The 19,800-nt window shown below is 70.3% G+C and carries 19 protein-coding genes; 9 read left to right on the forward strand and 10 right to left on the reverse strand.

Features of this window, described 5'->3' with window-relative positions; translation table 11 throughout:
• The coding region (locus ACFYZL_RS38540; RefSeq protein ID WP_388685639.1) for a beta-ketoacyl synthase N-terminal-like domain-containing protein at positions 1-805 on the reverse strand (805 nt) is incomplete at its 3' end.
• Positions 806-842: 37 nt separating this feature from the next.
• Positions 843-2,456, reverse strand: coding sequence for a PhpK family radical SAM P-methyltransferase (locus ACFYZL_RS38545; RefSeq protein ID WP_388685641.1), 1,614 nt, complete (start codon positions 2,454-2,456; stop codon positions 843-845).
• Positions 2,457-2,748: 292 nt separating this feature from the next.
• Here ACFYZL_RS38545 and ACFYZL_RS38550 point away from each other — a divergent pair, with 292 nt between their 5' ends.
• The 4 genes from ACFYZL_RS38550 to ACFYZL_RS38565 all read left to right on the forward strand — a co-directional run bounded on the left by ACFYZL_RS38550 (position 2,749) and on the right by ACFYZL_RS38565 (position 6,438).
• Entirely contained in the window at positions 2,749-3,195 is a 447-nt protein-coding gene (locus ACFYZL_RS38550; RefSeq protein WP_388685643.1) for an XRE family transcriptional regulator, read from the forward strand.
• 369 nt (positions 3,196-3,564) lie between these two features.
• Entirely contained in the window at positions 3,565-4,083 is a 519-nt protein-coding gene (locus tag ACFYZL_RS38555) for a hypothetical protein (RefSeq protein WP_388685645.1), read from the forward strand.
• A gap of 1 nt (position 4,084) precedes the next feature.
• A complete protein-coding gene (locus ACFYZL_RS38560) occupies positions 4,085-5,215 on the forward strand; it encodes an MAB_1171c family putative transporter (RefSeq protein ID WP_388685648.1) in 1,131 nt (376 codons plus the stop codon).
• 35 nt (positions 5,216-5,250) lie between these two features.
• Positions 5,251-6,438: an amidohydrolase family protein gene (locus tag ACFYZL_RS38565; RefSeq protein ID WP_388685651.1), complete on the forward strand. Its 1,188-nt coding sequence runs from the start codon at positions 5,251-5,253 to the stop codon at positions 6,436-6,438.
• A gap of 694 nt (positions 6,439-7,132) precedes the next feature.
• Here the strand turns inward: ACFYZL_RS38565 and ACFYZL_RS38570 are convergent.
• From ACFYZL_RS38570 to ACFYZL_RS38605, 8 genes are all read right to left on the reverse strand, one after another.
• Positions 7,133-7,360, reverse strand: a complete 228-nt coding sequence (locus ACFYZL_RS38570) for a hypothetical protein (RefSeq protein ID WP_384746585.1) — start codon at positions 7,358-7,360, stop codon at positions 7,133-7,135.
• Positions 7,357-7,764 (reverse strand): hypothetical protein, encoded by a 408-nt coding sequence (locus ACFYZL_RS38575; RefSeq protein ID WP_384746584.1) that lies wholly within the window; start codon positions 7,762-7,764, stop codon positions 7,357-7,359. The genes ACFYZL_RS38570 and ACFYZL_RS38575 overlap by 4 nt, the downstream gene beginning before the upstream one ends.
• 99 nt (positions 7,765-7,863) lie before the next feature.
• On the reverse strand, positions 7,864-9,303 hold the full coding sequence (locus ACFYZL_RS38580) for a sensor histidine kinase (RefSeq protein ID WP_388685654.1): 1,440 nt from the start codon (positions 9,301-9,303) through the stop codon (positions 7,864-7,866).
• On the reverse strand, positions 9,300-10,013 hold the full coding sequence (locus tag ACFYZL_RS38585) for a response regulator transcription factor (protein ID WP_384746582.1): 714 nt from the start codon (positions 10,011-10,013) through the stop codon (positions 9,300-9,302). Before ACFYZL_RS38585 ends, ACFYZL_RS38580 begins: the two co-directional genes overlap by 4 nt.
• Positions 10,014-10,155: 142 nt before the next feature.
• Entirely contained in the window at positions 10,156-11,571 is a 1,416-nt protein-coding gene (locus ACFYZL_RS38590) for a hypothetical protein (RefSeq protein WP_388685657.1), read from the reverse strand.
• 13 nt (positions 11,572-11,584) lie between these two features.
• Positions 11,585-12,466 (reverse strand): hypothetical protein, encoded by an 882-nt coding sequence (locus ACFYZL_RS38595; protein WP_388685659.1) that lies wholly within the window; start codon positions 12,464-12,466, stop codon positions 11,585-11,587.
• Positions 12,463-13,698 carry a hypothetical protein gene (locus ACFYZL_RS38600; RefSeq protein WP_388685662.1) on the reverse strand — a complete coding sequence of 412 codons (1,236 nt, stop codon included), beginning with the start codon at positions 13,696-13,698 and terminating at the stop codon, positions 12,463-12,465. Before ACFYZL_RS38600 ends, ACFYZL_RS38595 begins: the two co-directional genes overlap by 4 nt.
• Positions 13,695-14,219: a hypothetical protein gene (locus ACFYZL_RS38605; protein WP_388685664.1), complete on the reverse strand. Its 525-nt coding sequence runs from the start codon at positions 14,217-14,219 to the stop codon at positions 13,695-13,697. Before ACFYZL_RS38605 ends, ACFYZL_RS38600 begins: the two co-directional genes overlap by 4 nt.
• A gap of 643 nt (positions 14,220-14,862) precedes the next feature.
• On the opposite strand from ACFYZL_RS38605, the gene ACFYZL_RS38610 reads away from it, so the two are divergent.
• The 5 genes from ACFYZL_RS38610 to ACFYZL_RS38630 all read left to right on the forward strand — a co-directional run bounded on the left by ACFYZL_RS38610 (position 14,863) and on the right by ACFYZL_RS38630 (position 19,753).
• On the forward strand, positions 14,863-16,077 hold the full coding sequence (locus ACFYZL_RS38610; RefSeq protein ID WP_388685666.1) for an RCC1 domain-containing protein: 1,215 nt from the start codon (positions 14,863-14,865) through the stop codon (positions 16,075-16,077).
• Positions 16,078-16,129: 52 nt separating this feature from the next.
• Complete coding sequence (locus tag ACFYZL_RS38615; RefSeq protein WP_388685669.1) at positions 16,130-17,341, forward strand: RCC1 domain-containing protein; 1,212 nt, start codon at positions 16,130-16,132, stop codon at positions 17,339-17,341.
• A gap of 140 nt (positions 17,342-17,481) precedes the next feature.
• A complete protein-coding gene (locus tag ACFYZL_RS38620; protein ID WP_388685671.1) occupies positions 17,482-18,117 on the forward strand; it encodes an ATP-binding cassette domain-containing protein in 636 nt (211 codons plus the stop codon).
• On the forward strand, positions 18,114-18,989 hold the full coding sequence (locus tag ACFYZL_RS38625) for a metal ABC transporter permease (protein WP_388685674.1): 876 nt from the start codon (positions 18,114-18,116) through the stop codon (positions 18,987-18,989). The genes ACFYZL_RS38620 and ACFYZL_RS38625 overlap by 4 nt, the downstream gene beginning before the upstream one ends.
• Positions 18,947-19,753, forward strand: coding sequence for a metal ABC transporter solute-binding protein, Zn/Mn family (locus tag ACFYZL_RS38630; protein ID WP_384746573.1), 807 nt, complete (start codon positions 18,947-18,949; stop codon positions 19,751-19,753). The genes ACFYZL_RS38625 and ACFYZL_RS38630 overlap by 43 nt, the downstream gene beginning before the upstream one ends.
• Positions 19,754-19,800 lie beyond the last annotated feature (47 nt).

A 19,800-nucleotide genomic window follows, 5' to 3' on the forward strand; every position in this document is an offset into this window, starting at 1 on the left:
CCGCGTCCTGCCACCGCTTCAACACCACGGCAGCCACACCCGAACCACCCACCGTCCCACCGGCAGACGCATCGAACGCCCGGCAATGACCGTCCGGTGAGAGGATTCCGCCCCGCTGGTAGAGGTGGCCGGTACGCTGCGGCAGCTGGATCGCGGACCCTCCTGCGACGGCCATGTCGCACTCGGCACACAGCAGTGCCTGGCAGGCCTGGTGCAGAGCGACGAGCGACGTCGAGCAGGCGCTCTGCACCGTCATCGCCGGACCGTTGAGGTTCAGCTTGTACGCCACCCGGCTGGCCAGGAAGTCACCGCTGTTGCCGAGCTGGGTCTGGAAATCGGCCAGCAGTTCTGCGGCCCTCGGATGTCCGGCGATCCGTGTCAGCAAATACGTCGATGAGGATGCGCCGGCGTAGACGCCGACGCGGCCGCCGCCGATCCCGCCCGGCGCGTACCCCGCGTCCTCCATCGCCAGCCACACCGTCTCCAGGAACAAACGCTGCTGCGGATCCATCAACTCCGCATCACGCGCACTGAAATCGAAGAACGACGCGTCGAACCGGTCCCACCCGTCCAGCACCGCCTTCGCCGGCACATAATCCGGATGCTTGAACACCTCAGGCGAAACACCCTCAGCAGCCAGCTCATCCTCCGAAAAGAACGAAACCGACTCCACACCCTCCCGCACATTCCGCCAGAACGCAGCAACATCCCCCGCACCCGGAAAACGCCCGGCCATACCCACAACCGCCACCGCATCAGCGAGATCTTCGGCTCGGTTTACACCAGCCCCGTCGTCGGAAGGCATGAAGGATCGGTTCTCCTCTCGTCCTGGAATCCTGTGATCAGCTGCGCGCGGGCACGACGAAGCGGGAGCTCTCCCGCAGCCCGGCCAGAAGGTCCGGTGAGATCTCCCGGCGTCCGGGCTCGTCGATCTGCTCGGCAACGGCGGCGTTGAACCCCCGCAGGTAGTCCTTGATCTGCGGAAGGCTCATGCCCCGGCGCTGGAGGTAGAACAGGCTCCATTGCTCGAACCCGAACTGCGGCAACCAGATGGAGTTCTTCACCGAGGTGAACATGTCGTTGATGATGTCGCAGGCGGTGTCGGAATCCATGGTGTTGTGGGACCAGTTGAACGCCTCGCCCTGGATTCCGTACTCCTGCCGCTTCTGCCAGATCGGCGTCACCGGGTCCGCGTACCACAGCTGAGCCCGGTAGAAGTCGGGACGGCCCTGCTCGATGAGGCTCAGGGTCTCGGCCACGGTGTCCTCGGTCTCGCCGGGGAAGCCGACGATGAGCGAGGCGTACGCCGAGATGCCCACGTCGTTGAAGGCCTCCAGGGCGGTGAGGTAGTCCTTGCGCCGGGCGGTCTTGTTCATCCGCTTCAGCATGTCGTCGCTGCCGGACTCGATGCCCAGGAAGACACCTTCGCATCCGGCTTCGCGCATCAGCTTGATGGTCTCGTTGTCACCGTGGTCGCTGCGGTAGAAGGAGTTCCAGCGGAATCCGTACCCCTTGTCGATCATCATGCGGAGAATCTCGCGGAACCTGACCTTGGGCACGTTGAACGTGTCGTCGATGAAGGTGACCGTGGTGACTGAACCGATGCGGCTGAGGCGGTCCAGCTCCTTCTCCACGTAGTCGATGTCGAGGTAGGTGTATTTACCGGCCCGCTGCGGGAATCCACAGAAGGAGCAGGAGAACGGGCAGGACTTCGCGGTGCGGGTGGTCACGAACGCATCGATCGCCTCGGCGGGGAAGAGGCTGTAGTCGACCATGTTCTCCGCCAGGTCGTTCGACTCGACCTCGGGAAGGGTGAGTGCGAACGTGTCCCCCTTGCGGTACGCCAGGTTCGGCACCTTCGACAGGTCCCCGTCCCCCTTGAGGGCGTGGATGACACGGCTGAGGGTCTTCTCCCCTTCGCGGCCGATCACATAGATGTCGCCGCCGAGGTAGTCGAGCAGTGCCTCGAGGTCCGGCCCGGAGACCATTTGCGCCTGGTTCGCGACATAGGGGCCGCCGATTACGATCCGCGCCGTCTTGTTGTGGGCCCGGATGAAGTTCACGATCTCGATGATGGGCTGGGCCGACACGTACAGGGTGGTCGTGATCGCGACGGTGAGCACGTCCTGGGAGACGAGCTTCTTCCGCAGCTGCTCCTTCTCCAGGTGGAAGAGGTTCACGTAGTCGAAGCTGAGCCCGGAGCGGTGCAGGTAACTACCGAGGTAGGTGATCACCGGCCAGAGAAAGTCGGAGTTGTGGAAGTACTGCGGAGCCTGCGGGTTCTCGGCGTTGTGGAGCTCCGTCAGCAGGTCCAGCGCGCGCAGCGGACGCCCCTCGTGCTCAACGTAGGCCAGCCGCAGGTCCTGGAACGCGCCGGAGCCCTCCCCCATGAGCTTGACGGTCTCGACGTACTCGGCGAAATCCGTGTCGTTGAAGCCCACCAATAAGCAGTCCATCGACAAAACACCCTCAATCCGATGCGGAGACAGCACGAGCGGAACACAGAAAAGGGGGAAGTTCACCGTGGGGACGCACGGACACACCATCGCCCGGCAGTCACACACCCCTTCCGACTGGTGTTGCCAAACTTGGAGGCGGCGTCGCACATCAGTCGATGAACCTCCGGGAGGTTATCCAGATCGGTCGAGATGCGTCAACTGACGTTGGAACCCGATCGATCTACTGGTACATACCAGTCAGCGAGGTTGCCAGCGAGTAAGGTACGCCTTCGAACCCGGAGGGGCGCGCATGACCGAATCCGAGAACAGGCCCACCAACAGCCTGTCCAGCAAGCTGAACCACTTGTTCGCCAGCATGACCCCTGCTGGCCGTGGTCCCTACTCCGTAGAGGAGGTCGCACGCGAGATCACCGCATCCGGCGTACCCATCTCCGGCAGCTACATCTGGCTGCTGCGCAAGGGACAGCGGGACAATCCGACCCTGCGTCACCTCGAGGGACTGGCAGGCTTCTTCGGTGTGCCGCCCACCTACTTCTTCGACGACGAGGTCACCCAGGCGGTCAACAGCGAGCTGGCTCTGCTCCGGGCCCTGCGGGACACCAACGTCCAGAAAATCGCCTTGCGCACCGCCGGCCTCTCGGAACGGAGCCTCCACTCCATCAGCGAGGTGATCGAGCGGGTCCGGGAGCTGGAGGGAATCGACCAGGACCCGTCGGGGCCACCCGCCCCGCTGTAGAGCCCGCTCCGACCCGCAAAGCCTCACGCCAAACGAACCGGCGCGAACCAGCTCCCACGTGAGTGGCCAGGACTCGACATGCGGATCCGGCCACGCCCGTGTCCCCGGGCAGGGTGCCGGAGCCGGGTCGAGCGTCGCTCCCCCGGGCCCCGGAGGCCCCTGCCACGGTTCTCTCGGAGGCATGGGCGCGCGTTCGAGCACGGCCGCGCGCGAGGGGCGGACTCATCCAGCGCGCAAGGGGCCTGCGACGCGAGCAGGTCGCTTCGATGAAACTCCGCGATCATGACCTGATTCCACCTGTCTGTCCGAAGCCGACTCATGTTGGATTAGGCCATGGGGCCGGTGAGGCCTGGGGGAGGAACGGAAACATTGCTGAAAGATCGAGAGTTACGGCGGCGCTGCAAACGTGAACTCCGGTCCCTGGGGGTCCAGCCACCACTGAACGTCAGGGTCCTGTGCAGACTTCTGGGGGAGCGCCGCAACCGCCCCATTCAGCTCGTCCCCTACAGACTGCCGGCGAGCGGCCCGTACGGACTGTGGATCGCCACCGACACCACCGACTACATCTTCCACCAGCAGGAGACCAGCAAGGCCCACCAGGACCACATCATCCTGCACGAGATCGGGCACATCCTGGCCGACCACCAGAGCGGCGGGCTCGACGATGCGCTGCTCTGCGCGATCACGCCAAACATCTCGCCCGACATGGTCAAGCGGCTCCTCGGACGGACGTCGTACGACGAGGAACACGAGCGCGAGGCCGAGATGATGGCCACCATCATTCTCGAATGGGCCTGCGTCATGAACACCCCTGCCGAACTGGCCCCTCGGGACTCCGCGGCGCGTCGCGTCCAAACGGCTCTGACCGATCGGCGCGGGTGGCTGTGACATGCTGACCGCCCTGCTCGGCGTGGTGCTCCTCCTCGCCCTCGTCCGCATGCTCCACCAGATCGCCAAGGCCCCGCACGACCGGCCGCTCCGGGCCGTGACCTACTGCATCATCTGCGCCTCGCTCTCCTTCCCCATGGGGCTGCGGAGCGTCGCCGCAGACGTCGACGCCACCGTGGGCACGGGTACGGCGAAACTGATTCAGAACATCTTGCTGCTCGGCACCGCGTACTGGTTGATGTGCTTCTACCTGCAATCGGCGTCGGATCCACGCACAGGCCGCCGACGCGCCCGGATCGAACTCATCCCGCTCGCGGTCACCGCAGTCGTGATCACGGCGGCCACGCTCGCGACCCCGCGCAGCGAGCGCGCCCATGTCTATGCGACGGCGAACATGCAGGTGGCTAGTATCGCCGTCTTCTACTTGGCAGCCGGGGTCTACCTGGTGTACGCGCTCGCGATGGCGCTGCGGTGGACCCTACGATACATCGGGGATGCGTGCAGCTCGCTGGCCATCGGACTGCGCCTGGTCGCCGTTTCACTGACATGCATGGTCGGGGCCGACGCCGTCCGCGGAGTTCTCGTAGTGGTCCGCGCGTTCCACGGCACCGTACCAATGGCTGTGACCAGCGGTGTCAAGCTGCTGCTGGACCTGGCGATCCCGCTGTTCGTCATCGGCGTCAACTATCCAGGAGCAGCGAGCCGAGTGACCTCGCTCCGTCTGTGGCGGCGGCACCGGCGCACCCACCAGCGGCTCACCCCGCTGTGGGTGGCCCTGCACGAGGCATTCCCCGAGAACGCCCTGAACCGGGCGCCGTCCGACGGGTGGCCCGGTCGACTCAATCCCCGGGGCGTGCACCACCGGTACTACCGCCGGGTGATCGAATGCCGCGACGGCCTCGTGCGACTCAGTCCGTACCTTTCGCAGCTCAAGGAGTCGGGGCCGGTCGAGCACTTACCGCCCCAGGTGGTAGCGGACCACTTGAACCGCGCACTGAAGGCGTATGTAGCCGGGGCACCGGCGCCCTCAGGGGCTGTCGCGATCGCTCTGCCCCGAGGGGACGCCCTCGACGACGACGTGCGCCAACTCGTCCTCCTCTCGGACGCGCTGCGGACCTCCCTGCCTGACTGAAATTTCCGAAGCGACCTGCACGAAGGTGACATTCCATGGAATATCTGATCTCGGCCGGGCAGGTCGTGACGGGCCCCGGCGGTCAGCGGCTGCTGGACGGGGCCGTACTCGTCCGGGGCGAGACGATCGTCGCCACAGGCCTGCGGCCCGAGATCGAGGTCCTGGCCTCCTCCGAGGCCAGGACCTTCGCGTTCCCCGACGGCACCCTGCTTCCCGGCCTGATCGACTGCCATGTCCATCTCGCGCTCGACGCGGGACCCGATCCCGTGACGGCGCTGCTGGCCACGGACGACGTCGATCTGCTGGCCGGGATGATGGAGCGGGCCCGGCAGTTGCTCGAATCGGGTGTGACGACCGTGCGGGACCTCGGCGACCGCAACGGCCTGGCTCTGCGGCTGCGCGACTCGATCGCACACAACGAGGTCATCGGCCCCCGCATCCTCAGCGCCGGTACCCCTCTGACACGCCCAGGTGGCCATTGCTGGTTCTTCGGCGGTGAGGTGGACGACGAGGCTGCCCTGCGCAAGCTCGTCCGGCGCAACGCCGAGGACGGCGTCGATGTGATCAAGGTGATGGCCACCGGCGGCGGTATCACCAAGGGCGGTCCGCCGGTCTGGCAAGCTCAGTTCACCACCGCCGAGCTGCGCCTGGTGGTGGCCGAGGCACGCCGGGCCGGGTTGCCCGTAGCAGCACACGCTCACGGCACCATCGGCATCGAGGCCGCGGTCACGGCCGGGGTCACCACCTTGGAGCACTGCACTTGGATGGCCCAGGACGGATTCGACGTACGGCACGATCTCGTCGCGGACATCGTGGCGAAGGAGATCCGGGTGTGCCCGGCGGCGAGCCCCGACTGGCGCGGCTTCGCGCAGCGGTTCGGCGCCGAGCGGGCGGAGGAGATGTTCGGCCGCCTGCGCTGGATGGCGGAACAGGGGGTGCGTCTCATCGCGGGCACCGATGCGGGCGTCACGCACGCGGTCTTCGACGGGTTCGTTTCAAGCCTGGAGTTCTTCCGCCACATCGGTCTCTCGCCTGCCGAGGCAATCGACTCGGCCACGGTCGAAGCCGCCACGGCCTTGGGCGTCGCCTCCGATACCGGCCGCCTCTCCCCTGGCTACCGCGCCGACCTTCTCGCGGTCACCGGCGACCCGCTCACCGATCTCTCCGCCCTCCGCGACATCCGCCTGGTCATGTCCGCCGGCCGCCCCCACACCCGACCATAGGCGCGGGCTCGGGTCGAAGCGTTCTCCGCGATGCGCGTACAGCTCTGCCCCTGCCCGGCCAGCGCCCTGATGTCGCGCCCGATGCACTCGGGCAGGCACCCATCCATCACCGCTGGCGTGACGGGGCGCGGAAGGGCTCCGATCGACACAACTGAGGGCAGGTCACGGCGCCCGTCTGTCCAGACGTCCTGTCCTCGTTCGCGCCGGCCGCACTCGTAGCCTCTCTGCTTCTGCCTCGGTCCGGCGCAATCGGCGCTCCAAGGCAGCCCGAGCCTGCGGTGGCGGGTAGCCGGGCTTCAGCGCGCGGACAAGTCTCAGCACCAGCAGCGTGCACGACCGCCGACTGGTGTACCTCCGTGACCAACCGAGGGGCTGATGCTGACCGATTGCTGACCGAAGTCCCGACGACACGCCGCTGACCTGCGGAAACGTCCGGATATCAGATGTAGGACTTGAACATGGTACGAAGCATGCGAATACTCTCGATTTGTCTGCTCCCTGCCCGCTTCACGCAGGTCAAGGGCGGTCTCGGCAGCCTACAACGCTTCGCATGTCCGGTCAGCTGTCCCCTGGTCGTGCGGGACTCGTACCGACCGGACGCGGCCCTTCCGGTACGCCGTCGAGGCGGAGGCCGCCCCGGCCGGGCCGGGCCCCCGCCCCGCAAGGGGGAACGGGGCAGGAGGGGGCAGGCGCGTCAGTTGTTCTGGGTGGCGTCCGAGTCGGCTTGGTCGGCGGCTTCGTTCGCGCCGTCGAGCATGCGCTGCATCTCCTTGGCCTGTGCGTCGTCCGCACCGCCCTCGGTCTGCGTCCGCGCGGCCCGGTCGGGCGCCGGGTCGGCGTTCGAGCCGCAGCCGGTGAGCAGCAGGGCGGCCGTCGACGCGAGGGCGGCGAGGGCGAGGCCCCGGGCGCGACGGCTGATCACTTCTGGCTCCCCGCGGCGTTCTGGGACGCGCACCAGGTGCCGACGGACTTCAGGTCGGTCTGGCGGGCCTTCAGCGTGGGAAGCAGGTTCTTGCGGAACGTGAGCCGGTTGTTGAGGTAGGTGTAGACCTCCGTGTGGCCTTCGGCCTTGGCGTTGGCCACGCGCTGCTCCAGCCGAGCGATCGAGCCCGGCACGGTGGCGTCCGCGCCCAGCCGGGTGATCGCGGCGGCGATCCGCTTGTCGGTCTCCGGCAGTCGCTTGCAGATCGCCTTGGAGCCGTCGCCCTTCGGAGCCCCCTTCGAGGCGGCGGGCTTGGGCGTGGCCGCCTGCGCGGGGGCGGCGACGAGGACGCCGGCCAGGGTGAGCGTTCCGATGGCAGCGGCTGCCGTGCGGTTCGGGCGCATCGAGGGTCTCCTTCGCATCCACGAGGGTCGGACACGTGCGCGGTCCGACCGGGCAGGACCGTAGCGGGCGTCTTTGTGGTTTCTTTGTGAGCCGTCGGGTCAGCCGCTGCGGGAGATCCAGTCCCGCACCACCGGCAGCCGCAGCGTCGTCGTGTCGGCGACCAGTACCGGCAGTCGCACCTCGAACCGGCTGCCCGCGGCGCCGGGCGGCGCGGCGACGGTGACCGTGCCGCGGTGCAGCGCCGTCTGCTGGGCGACCAGGGTCAGGCCGAGCCCCGAACCGGGGCTGTCGGGCCGGCGGTGGAAGCGGCGGAAGATCGCCGTCCGGTCGGCGGGCGGGATACCGGGCCCCGCATCGTCCACGGTGAGCAGCGCGGAGCCGCCGTCCGCACGCAACCGTACGGTGATCACGGCCGGCTCGCCGGGCAGGTGGCCGTGCGCCACGGCATTGCCCAGCAGGTTGGCCAGCAGGATCCGCAGGCCCGTGTCCCAGCCGAAGAACCGTAGTTCGGAGGGGAGTTCGGAGCTCACCCTCGCCGTGGGGTGTCGACGCCCCGTCTCCGTGACCACCGAGTCGACCAACTCCGCCAGGTCGAGCGGACCGAAGGCGGACACCTCCACCAGGTCGCCCTGGGCGAGCGTCCTCAGCGCGGTGAGCAACTCCTGCATCCGGGCGTGGTCGTCCTGGAGGTCCTGGACCACCTCGGCGCGTTCGGTGGCGGACAGATCGGGGTGGGCGGACAGGACATCGAGGTTGGTCCGCATGCTCATCAGGGGGGTGCGCAGCTCGTGCGAGGCGGCCGAGGAGAACGAGCGGGCGGCGTCCAGTGCCTGTGTCGTGCGCCCTGCCTGCTCCTCGTACCGGGCCAGCAGATCGGCGATCGAGGAGGCCAGCTCGTCGACCTCCGTGATCCGCGAGCGCTCGGCGGCCGTGAAGCCCGCTGCTCCGGTGCTCGGATCCAGGTGGGCGGCCCGGCGGCTGAGCCGGCGCAGGGAGACGGTGGCCCGGTCCGCGACGGCGTACGCGAGCAGTCCGGAGACGGGAGCCGCGAGGAGCGCCACCAGGAACATGCGGCGCCGTACGGCGTTGATCTGCGGGTCGGATGCCGACGTCGGCGAGGACAGCCAGAGCGTTCCCGGCGACGGGCCCTCCACCTTGACCGTCAGCACTCGCCAGGTGTGGCCCTTGGCCCGTACGGTGACCGGGCCGCCCTCGGTGGCGGGCAGGGTCCCGTCGGGCTGGGGTCCACCGGTCAGGACCGGCGCGCCGTCCGCCGCGACCACCCTGACCCCGGCGTCCAGTGCGCCGCCGAGCACTTTGCGGTTCTGGTTCTGCTCGACCTTCGGCCGGCCGTTGCGCTCGGCGTTCAGCAAGGTCCGCACGTCCGGCAGGACGGCGGTGGCCCGCTCCTGCAGCCGGGCGTCCTGCTGGTGGCGCAGGTCGCGGTTGACGAGCGCCAGCAGCAGAAGGCCGGCGGCGAGCACCAGCAGGGGCACCATCACGGTGACCGACAGCGCGATCCGGGTGGACAGTCTCACGCGCCGCCGCGTCCTTCCGGTATCTCCGGGACCCGGAGCACGAAGCCCACACCGCGCACGGTGTGGATCATCCGGGGGCGGCCGCCGTCCTCCAGCTTGCGGCGCAGGTAGCTGACGAACGTGTCGACCACATCGGAACGCACCTCGAAGTCGTAGCCCCAGACGCGGTCGAGCAGCCGGTCCCGGCCGAGCACGATTCCGGCGTTCCTGGCCAGTTGCACCAGCAGGCCGAACTCGCGTCCGGTCAGATGGAGTTCCGCCCCATGGTGCACTACCCGACGGGTGGCTTCGTCGATCACCAGCGGGCCGACGCGCAACAGGTCGCAGGGCGGGGGCGGAGCGGGGCGGCGGCGCAGCAGAGCCTGGACGCGCAGCACCAGTTCCTCCAGCGCGAAGGGTTTGACCAGGTAGTCGTCCGCTCCCGCCTGGAGACCGGCGACCCGGTCGGCGAGCTCGTCCAGCGCGGAGAGCATCAGCACCGGCGTCTCGTCGCCGCGGGTACGCAGGTCGCGGCAGACCTCGATGCCGGTGAGACCGGGCATGGACACGTCCAGCACCACGACGTCGGCGCCGGGCCCGGCGAGCCGCTCCAGCGCGCGGGGCCCGTCCTCGGCGAGCAGCACGGTGAAGCCGCTCAGCCGCAGGCCACGCTCCAATGAGCGGCGGATCGCGGCGTCGTCGTCCGCGACGAGTATTCGTCCGGCGGCCATGACGTCTCCTCCTTGCCGGGCAGAGCCCGTCCCACGCTTCCCGGACCGAACCGTACCGCGGCGGTGATCCGCCACCGCCTCGCGCACCCGGCCGCAGGTGGGCGTCAGGGTGCCGTCCTCGGCCGGGAGCCGGACGGTGACATCAGGGCAGTGGGACGCTGCGTGCCGGACGGACGCTCGGTGCGGTCGGTGGGGAGACCTCCAGGAGGCCCTTGTCCGCCGAGGCGGCCGGGGTGTCGCTTCCCACGGGGGTCGTCGTCATCGGTCGGGCTGCGGCGCAGCGTTGCTTCTCCGCTTCCGCCATCGGGCCCGTGCGCTGGAAGATGCGGTCCGGCACGGCACGGGACGGGGCGTCGATCACCGCGTGCAGCCGGTAGTCGTCCTTCCCGCTCACGAACCACCCCTCGACCCGCTCCCGGCTGGGCTGCAGCTCAACCCAGCTGACCTCGCCGGGCTGGATCCGCTCCACGACCGTCCGTTGGTCGCTGCTGAACCATTGGAACGGGCGTTGCCAGGCGGTCTCGTAGGCGAGGGCCAGCTGGGCGGCCATCGGGCGGGCGGCGAGGCGCTTCCTGTCCTCCGCCCGGTCCCCGGTGGTGGGCAGCCTGGCCACTTCGTCGAGGCGGAGATGGGCGGCGGCGTAGGTCTGGGAGACGCTGTCGTGGCCGCGCTCCGTGTAGGAGAGGGTGCGGCTGTGGTCCAGTGCGTTGCGGGTGCAGTTGACGAAGGCCTCTCCGATCACCCGCGACGTGTCGTAGTACCGGAACGAGCCGCGCGGGTCGGGTTGGAAGGTGCACGCGTTCTCGCCGTTGCACGCGGCGGCGGCGTTGTGCAGCCAGGCCTCGCGTTCGTTGTCCTTGTACGCCTCGGCGGTGCCGAGGGCGTACTTGTCGATCGTCTTGTCCGCGGGGAGCGGCACCTCGACGGCGCGGATCCGGGTGACCATGGGCGAGCAGGGCATCTGTGCGAGGGTGGCGGTGACCTTCGAGGTGAAGGTGAGCAGCGGCTCGTTCTCGTCGGCGGTGAACTCGTACGTCCGCTTCGTCCAGCGTCCCGGCCCCGGCTTGCCCTTGGTGCGGCCCGGGTCGGGTGCCGTGGTCATCGCCTGGACGGGGCCGCCGCTGCCGTGCACCGTGTAGGGCTGGCCGTCGGCCACCTCCTGTGGGGCGCATTCCTTGGCCACGGCGGGGCTGTCTTCGTAGGTGACGGTGACCCTCGATCCGGTGCGCACGCCGCGCAGCCGTTGCTGGAGGGTGTTGTCTGCCTTGGAGAGGCCGACGCCGTTCGCGCCGTCGGTCCGGCCCGAAGCGGCGGCCGAGAAGCGCTGGTTGAGGCCGGTCCAGTGGTTCAGGGCGACGGTGGACTGGTCGCCCTTGATGGCCGGATCGGCGAAGTCTCCGTTGAGTACGGGGACTTCGTTCTCCACGGCGGCCGCGGCGGCCCCGGTGGGTTCGTCCGCTCCCGCGGCATCGGTCGCGAGCAGCGCGGGGAGCAGGAGTCCCGTGGCGGCCAGGGTGAGCAGGGTGGGGCGGACGGCCGGACGGCGGGGGTGTGACATGGCGGTGGACTCCTCAGCGGGGCGGGCGTCGGCCGTGGTCGGCAAGGGCGTTGTCCTCGTCGGCGGCGGTGTCGCCGCCGGGGCGCTTGCGTCCGCAGAGGCCGTCGGGGACGGCGTACGTCTGGGCGACGAACCGGCTCGCGTTGACCATGGAGGGACTGTCCACCGCCACGTCGGTGAGCTTCTCGCCCCGGTCGGTGACGAGGGTTCCGACGACGCGTCGCATCGCCGCGCTCGCGCCGAAGACGAGCATGTCGTAGGGCTTGACGGTCGTGCGGTAGGTGGTGGTCTCGGTGTTCTCGGTCGTCCAGGCGCGTGAGTACGTCGACTTGTAGGCCGTCTCGAACGCCTGCTTGACGCTGGTCGAACCGGACTCCCTCGACCCGCTGGAGACGGTGTTCCTGGTGCCGTTCTCCGACGTGGGGCCGGTGTTGAGGTACGGCGTCTTGTGGCCGTTGGAGGATTCGTCGGCCAGGTTGGCGGTGACCTCGCCGGTCGCGGTGACGGTGCCCTCGGTCGTGGCCCGTCCGGAGATCTCTCCGCCGATGTTGTCGGAGCTGCCGGTGCGCAGGGTGACGGTGCGGTCGACGGTCATCGGGTCGGTGGTGCAGTTGACGACCGCGTTGCCCAGGGAGGTGACGGCGGTGGCGTACTCGCGGCTGCGGGACGTGTCGATCAGGAAGGTGCAGGCATCGCGCCGGGTTCCGCAGTACTCCACGATCTCGTCCGTCCGCACCTCGCGGTCGTCGGCGGTCAGGCCCCGGGCCACCGGTACGGCCTCCGGGCCCGGCCGGGCACCGGCGTCGGCGGCGGCCGTACCGGCCGGTGGTACGGCCAGGCCGAGGGCGAGGACGGGCAGCAGCAGTCGACTGCGGCGAAGGGCCGTGCGGTTCATGGGGCGCTCCCCTTCTCCGGGGCGGTGGGTGCGGCTTCGGATCCGAGGAGCGAGCAGACCCGGGAAGCGGGGAAGGGTGCCTGGCCCTGCTCCGCGGCGCCCCCCGGAAGGGCTGCGGGGAAGTTCTTGCAGACGGTGGAGGCCGCCTCGGCGCCGTTGTCGGAGGGCTCGGGCCGGAAGGAGGTGATGGTGTCGGCCATGCCCTTGATCCCGCCCTCCTCCCGCTCGCCCTTGCCGGACAGGTTCTCCATGCAGGTGGCGGAGTCCGGCGGGCACTGCGCGATCTTGTCGCCGACGGCCTTGATCCCCTTGGCGGTTGTCTCCGCGGCGGTCCGGTTCTTCTCCTGCCGTGCCGCGATCTGCCGCGCCGCCTCGGCGTTGATCTCGACGTCGCTCTTGCCCTTGGTGCCCGAGCGGTCGCACACCGAGCGGGGCACTTGGAACGTGTCCGCCATGAAGGTGCTGTTGTTGACGGTGGACGGGCCGTCGACGACGACCTTGCGGGCGCTGAGGCCGGTGCCGGTGGTGAGCGTGCCGGCGACGCGCTGCATGGCGGCGCTGGCACCGAAGGCGAGGGCCTCACCGGACCGGACGGTGGTGGTGTAGGTGGTCTTCTCGGTCTGGTCGGTGACCCAGCTGCGCTGGTAGGAGAGTTTGAACGCTCCCTCGAAGGCCGCCTTGACGCCGACGGAGCCGCCCACCTTGCCGCTGCCGTTGACCCCCGCCTCGGCACCTACCGTGGCGCTGGGGCCCTGCTGCTTGTTCGGCGTGGTGAATTCCCCGGTGCCCTTGGCGCTGACCCCGGCGGTGACCTCGCCCGTGGCGCTGATCTGGCCCTCGACGGCGATCTTGCCGGTGATCTCGCCGCCGAGGTTGTCGGTGCTGCTGGTGCGCAGGGTGATGTCGCGCACCACGGTGACCGGGTCCCGGGTGCAGTTGACCACGGCGTTTCCGAAGGATTTGACGGCGCTGTAGTACTCGCCGGACGCGAGGGGATCGATCGTGAAGCGGCAGCCTCCGGGGTGGGCCGCGCAGTACTCGCGGACACGGGCCGCCGAGGCCAGCGGCTTGTCTCCGTCGAAGGCCTGCACGGCCGGGATCGCGGGGGCCTTCGGCGGGGGTTCGGCGGCCGCGCGTGAGGGCAGGAGGGCGGGAACCAGCGCCAGGGTGGCGGCGAGGGCGACGGCCCCGGAGGTACCGGGGCGGCGGGCGGAGGGGTTCGCGTCGGTCACGGGTTCATCAGCTCGCAGACTTCGGTCAGTTCGGACGGGCCGCCGCCCGGTGCCGCGAGCACGGCGGGGAGTGCGGCGGCGAACGCCGGGCACGCTCCCTTCACCACCCCGGTGGCGTTGTCGGCCGGCGCGGGCTTGAAGGCGTCCAGGCCCTGGCGGGTCTCGTCCATGCCCTTGTGTTCATCCGCCCCGGATCCGGCGAGGCCGGTCATGCACGTCTTCGATTCGGGCCGGCACTCCGCGATCTGCTTCTTGGCGTCCGAGATGTCCCCGTTGGCCTTGCCGATGTCCTTCGTGACGTCTTTGCGGCCGGACTCGACGGTGTCGCGTTCCGCCGGTGCCGCGCCGCACGGTTTGGGTTCGCCGCCGGGGCAGGGTTCCTCGTCGTCGGCGGGCACCGGGCGGGTGTGGGGTACGGGCGCCGCGGCTGCCGCCGTGGTGGCGGGCCCGCACAGGGCGGTGGCGGCGAGGAGGGACGCGAGTACGAGCAGAGGGCGCGACCGACGAACGGATGGGGGCATGACCACTCCGGGGGACAGCGAAGAGGGGGGTGACACCGACCTGGGTGTGCACTCAAAGTAACCAGTCGTCCTTTTCCCTTCCATGCGCCGAGCGGGGTGCGGTGGTGCCTCACCTCATCGGCCGATCTTGTACGGGGTCCGTGGAAACGGCCGGATCCACAGCCGTTCGGGGGCCGCCGACACGCGGGCAGACCCTCCCGGCCCGCCGACGACGCCGGCGCGCGGAACCCGTTCGATGCGCCGCGGGCCACCGACACGCCGTGCGGACGCGATCGGCTCACCCCCGTGGCCGCGGCCGACCGGCCGTGTTCGCGCGAAACGCACCGCAACGCGCCGCGGCGATCCCGGTTTCACCGCAACGGCGCAGGCCCGCCGCCGATCACCGCAACCCGTACGGAGGGCGGGCGCACGGGTGGGTTCGGCGGTTTCCGCTCACACTCCGGAATCATTCGGGCGATCCGCTGGTATCCCTGACTCGCGTGCCGGTGTCCGTCCGACACCGCCATGGGCCTCGTACGCCCTCGGCACCTTCCCGACCGTCGAGCACCGTGCGCCCTGCCGCGTCCCCGAACACCGCGCGCCGGGGCCCGCTGCCACTCCGGCCCGTCCCCGCCTGCCCCCCACCCCTCGTCGAGGAGACTCCATGTCCCGTCCCAAGAGCCGCAACCTGGCCCCGCGCACGCTCGCCACCGCCGCCGTGGCAGCCGTGGCACTGACCGCCGTACCGGCCGCGACCCCGTCGGCCGGCGCCAACGAGGGGAATCCGACCGTTCTGGCCTGGGGTGCGGGACGGACCGGACAGCTCGGCAACGGCTCCCGCGCCGACAGCCTTTCCCCCGCCTCGGTGACGAGCCTCTTCAGGAACGACGTGGACAAGATGTCGGCCGGAGGCACCTCCTCGTCCGACTCCTTCGTCCTCGCCCTGACGGACAAGACCGTCAAGGCGTGGGGGCACAACTCCTCCGGCCAGCTGGGCAACGGCGGCCGCGCCGCCCAGGCGGTGCCCGCCACCGTCCCGGGCCTGAACGGCATCAAGGACATCGCCGCCGGCGGGTCGCACGCCCTCGCCCTCGACACCCGGGGGCAGGTCTACTCCTGGGGCAACAACGCCTACGGCCAGCTCGGCAACAACCGCACCGGCGAAGGCCGCACGGTCGCGGACCGGGTCCAGTTGCCCCCGAGGGTCTCGCGGATCTCGGCGGGCTGCGACTTCAGCCTGGCCCTCCTGGAGAACGGCGCCGTGTACGCCTGGGGGCGCGGGGTCCACGGACAACTCGGCAACGGCAGCCGCGCGCTGAGCTCCGTACCCGTGAAGGTCCAGGGACTGGACGACATCGTGGAGATCGACGCCGGCTGCCACCACGCCCTCGCCAGGACCTCGGACAACACCGTCAAGTCCTGGGGGTACAACCTCTACGGCCAGCTGGGCGATTCGAGCACCACCTCCTCCACCGTGCCGGTCGACGTCGACTGGCTGGAGGGCGTCGTCGAGATCGAGGCGGGCGCCGACCACAACTACGCCCGCACCAGCGACAGCAGGATCTGGGGTTGGGGCAGCAACCAGTACGGCCAACTCCTGGAACCCGACGAGAACTTCGAGGCCGGCGCTTCCCGGACGAACCGGACCGCGCCCATCGAGATCCGCCGCCTGGAAGGCGTCCAGCACCTGGCGGCGGGCGCGCGTCACGGTATGGCCGTCACCGCCGACAAGGTCTTCACCTGGGGCGACAACAGCGAGGGCCAGCTCGGCAACGGCACCAACACCGCCCGCTACGCGCCCGTCGACATCCTCGACGAGGGATCCGCGATCAAGGACGTCACGGCCTCGCTCGGCGGCAACACCTCGTACGCGTACTGATGTGAACGCCTCGAACGCACCCGCCTCCCCCGCCCCGTCGAAAGGCCCAGGCATGCCCCTCGCCCGCACCACCACCGTCACCCTCACCACCGCGCTCGCCCTCACGGCACTCGGCGCACCCACCTTCACCGCACGCGCGGACAGCAGCAACCCGTGGGTCCGCAGCTGGGGCAACAACTCCGGCGCCCAACTCGGCAACGGCAACACCCAGCAGCAGTTGACCCCGACCAATGTCCTGGGAATCGCCCGGCAGGACGTACAGGAACTGGCAGCAGGCGGAACGGACGCCACCACCGGCACCCCGGCCACCGCCGCCACGGCGTTCGCGGTCGCCCTCCTCAAGGACGGCACCGTGATGTCCTGGGGGGCCAACACCTCCGGGCAGGTCGGAAACGGCACCCTGACCATCCAGTACGCCCCGGCCGCGGTCGCCGGGCTCTCGGGCGTCAGCCACGTCGCCGCCGGACTCAACCACGCCCTCGCCGTACAGAACGGCCGTGTCCTGTCCTGGGGCGGCAACGCCTCCGGACAACTCGGCAACGGCGTCACGGCCGCCGACCCCGGCGGAGTCCAGAAGACCCCGGTGCGCGTGCAGAGCCTGGACAGGGTCGTCGACATCGGCGCCGGCTGCGACTTCAGCGTCGCCCTGCGCGACAACGGCACCGTCTGGGCCTGGGGCTCGGGCTCCGACGGCCGCCTCGGCACCGGCGCCGAAGCGAACAGCAACACCCCCAAGCAGGTCAAGGACCTCGCCGACGTCGTGGCCATCTCGGTCGGCTGCAACCACGTCCTGGCGCTGGCCGCGGACGGCACCGTCAAGTCCTGGGGCCGCAACACCGACGGCCAACTGGGCAATGACAGCACGACGAAGAGCGCGGTACCCGTCACCGTCCAGTACCTGGACTCGGTCGCCAGGGTATCCGCGACCACGAACGGCAGCTTCGCCGTCCTGGACGACGGAAGCGTCAGAGGCTGGGGAGACAACAACTCCGGACAACTCGGGGACGGATCCACGGACGATCGGACCACCGCGGTTCCCATCGACTCCGTCCGGGGCGTGAAGGAGATCGCCGGCGGCCCGGACCACACCATCGCCGCACTCGACAACGGCTCCGTGATCGCGTGGGGTTCGAACGCCGGCGGTCAGCTCGGCAACGGCAGCGGCAGCACCGCGTCGACCTCTCCGGTCGTCGCCCTTCCTCCGGGGAGCGACATCAGCCACGTGGCCGCCCCCACGAACGGCAAGTCCGGTTACGCGTACTGACCGGACGGCGGCATGACCACGGGGTCGCGCCCGCCCGATCCCGGGTTCGCGGGAACCGACGCCCCTCGCCGTCCGACTACTGGGACACGGGCGGCGGACACCGTCGCTCCACGTGGTCCGGAGCGGCGGAAAGGTGCGGGATGGGCGGGCTGGATGTGCGCATGCGGGCGGTGGCCTGCCGGCACGGCCGCGTGGAGGCGGTCTCCGACGTGGACCTGGAGATCGCCGCCGGTGAGCGCGTGGCGCTCACCGGGACCAACGGATCGGGGAAGACCACCCTGTTGCGCGCGGTGCTCGGCCTGCACCGGCGGACGACCGGCTCCATAGCGGTCGGCGGCCGGGAGGCCGGCTCCGCCGCCGAGTGGGCCTGGCGGCGGCGCGCCTGCGCCTGGATCCCCCAGAAGCCGGCCGCCGGGCGCTTCCCCCTGCTGGGGCGCGAGCTCCTCGCCGCCGGTACGGCGCCCGCGGAGGCGGCCGAAGCCGCCGCCCGGCTGGGGGTCGGGGCGCTGGTCGAACGCCCCCTGCACACCCTGTCCGGCGGCCAGTTGCAGCGGATGTACCTCGCCCGGGCGATCGGCTGCGTCGCGGCGGGCGCCCAGGTGCTGCTGGCCGACGAGCCCACCGCCGCCCTCGACTTCGACGGGCAGGCGGAGGCCGCGGACGTCCTGACCTCCCTGCCCGTCACCCTGGTCGTCGTCACCCACGACCGGGCCCTGGCCGACCGCTGCGACCGCGTACTGGAGATGGCCGCGGGCCGGCTGCGGGAGGTGCGGTGACCTCGGCGACCCTCGCCGGCGCCGACCTCGGCGCACTCCTCCAACTGGTGCCGGTCCAGCGGGCTGGGCTCGCCCTGCTGCTCGCGGCGATCGGGCTGCCGGTCATCGGGGTGGTCATCGTCGGGCTCGACATCATGCCGGTCCGGTTCGCGATGATGCACGTGGCCCTGCTCGGCATCGCCGTCGGGCTGCTCACCGGGCTCGACCCGATGCTGTGCGCGCTCGTCGCCTGCGCACTGGCCGGCGCGGGAGTCGCACCGCTCGCCCGCACACCGGACGGGCTGTCCGGGGCGATGGGCCTGCTGATGAGCCTCGCCATCGCCGCCGCACTGCTGCTGCTCGCGGTGTCGGGGGTGAACGCGTCGGGTGCCTTCGCCCTGCTGTGGGGGTCGATCCTCTCCGTCGGCACGCCCGACCTCGTCGTGCTGGGGGTGCTGGCGACCGTCGTACCGGGCCTGTTCTGGTGGCGGCGGCACGACGTCGGGCTGCTCCTGTACGACCGGGAGCTCGCCGAGTGTTCCGGCGTGCCGGTACGCGTCCTCACCGCCGCCCTGCTGGTACTCGTCGCGGTCGCCGTCGCCGGAGCCATCAAACTCACCGGCGCCCTGCTCGTGGACGCCCTGACCCTGCTGCCCGCGCTCGCCGCGCGCCGCCTCGGCGACTCGCTGAAATCGATCACCCTCTGGGCGGTCGGCATCGGCGTGGCCGTCACCGCCACCGGGTTCCTGCTGGCCCTGTGGCTGGACTGGCCGCCCGGCCCCGTACTCGTCCTGACCGCGGGGGCGCTCGTCCTCGCGGTGCACTTCATCCCCGAACGGAGAATCGGCTCATGGCGCGCACCCGCGTCCGCATCACTTCCCTCATCGCACTGAGCGCGGCACTCGCCCTCGTCGCCGGCTGCGGAAACAGCACCGGGCCCGAGGCCTCCGACGGCGCTCCGGCCGCCGGGAAGGACAGGCCCGTCGTGGTCGTGACCACCACCTGGGAGGGCGCGTTCGCGCAGGCCGCCGGGGCCCGGGACGTCAAGGTGATCGTGCCGCAGTCCGTCCACCACGCCCCCGACTACGACCCCAAGCCCTCCGATCTCGCCGCCGTCGCCAAGGCCGACTTCGTGCTGTACGCGCCCTTCGAGCCGTACGCCGCGAAGATCAAGGAGGCCGTCGGCTCCAAGGCGAAGCTGGTCGAGGTGAACCTCGACAACGACCCCGACAAGGTCAAGGCCGAGGTCGACAGGCTGGGCGCGCTGTTCGGCACCCAGGAGGCGGCCACGAAGTGGAAGAGCGGCTTCGACGTCGAGTACGCGAAGCTGGACGAGGGTGTCCGGGCCGCCTGGCCCGGCGGCAAGAGCCCGTCCGTGGTCACGCAGGTGTTCACCGTCTGGGCCGCGAAGCTCGCGGGCGCCACCACGGTCGGCACGTACGGCCCCGAGGCCGTCACCCCGGCGCAGCTGGCGGAGCTGTCCGCCAAGAAGCCGGCCCTCGTACTGGACAACGCGCACATGTCGACCGGTACGGTCCTGCCCGACTCGGGCGCCAAGCAGGTCGCCATCGTCAACTATCCGGGCGAGGACCTCGACCTGCTGCCCGTCTACCGCAACGCGGCCGCCGAGCTGAAGAAGGCCATGGGGGGCTCCTGATCCGGGCGGCGCGACGACCGCGACGGGCCCGGCAGCACTCGGCTGCC

Source organism: Streptomyces sp. NPDC001717, from assembly GCF_042892775.1.
Lineage (GTDB): Bacteria > Actinomycetota > Actinomycetes > Streptomycetales > Streptomycetaceae > Streptomyces.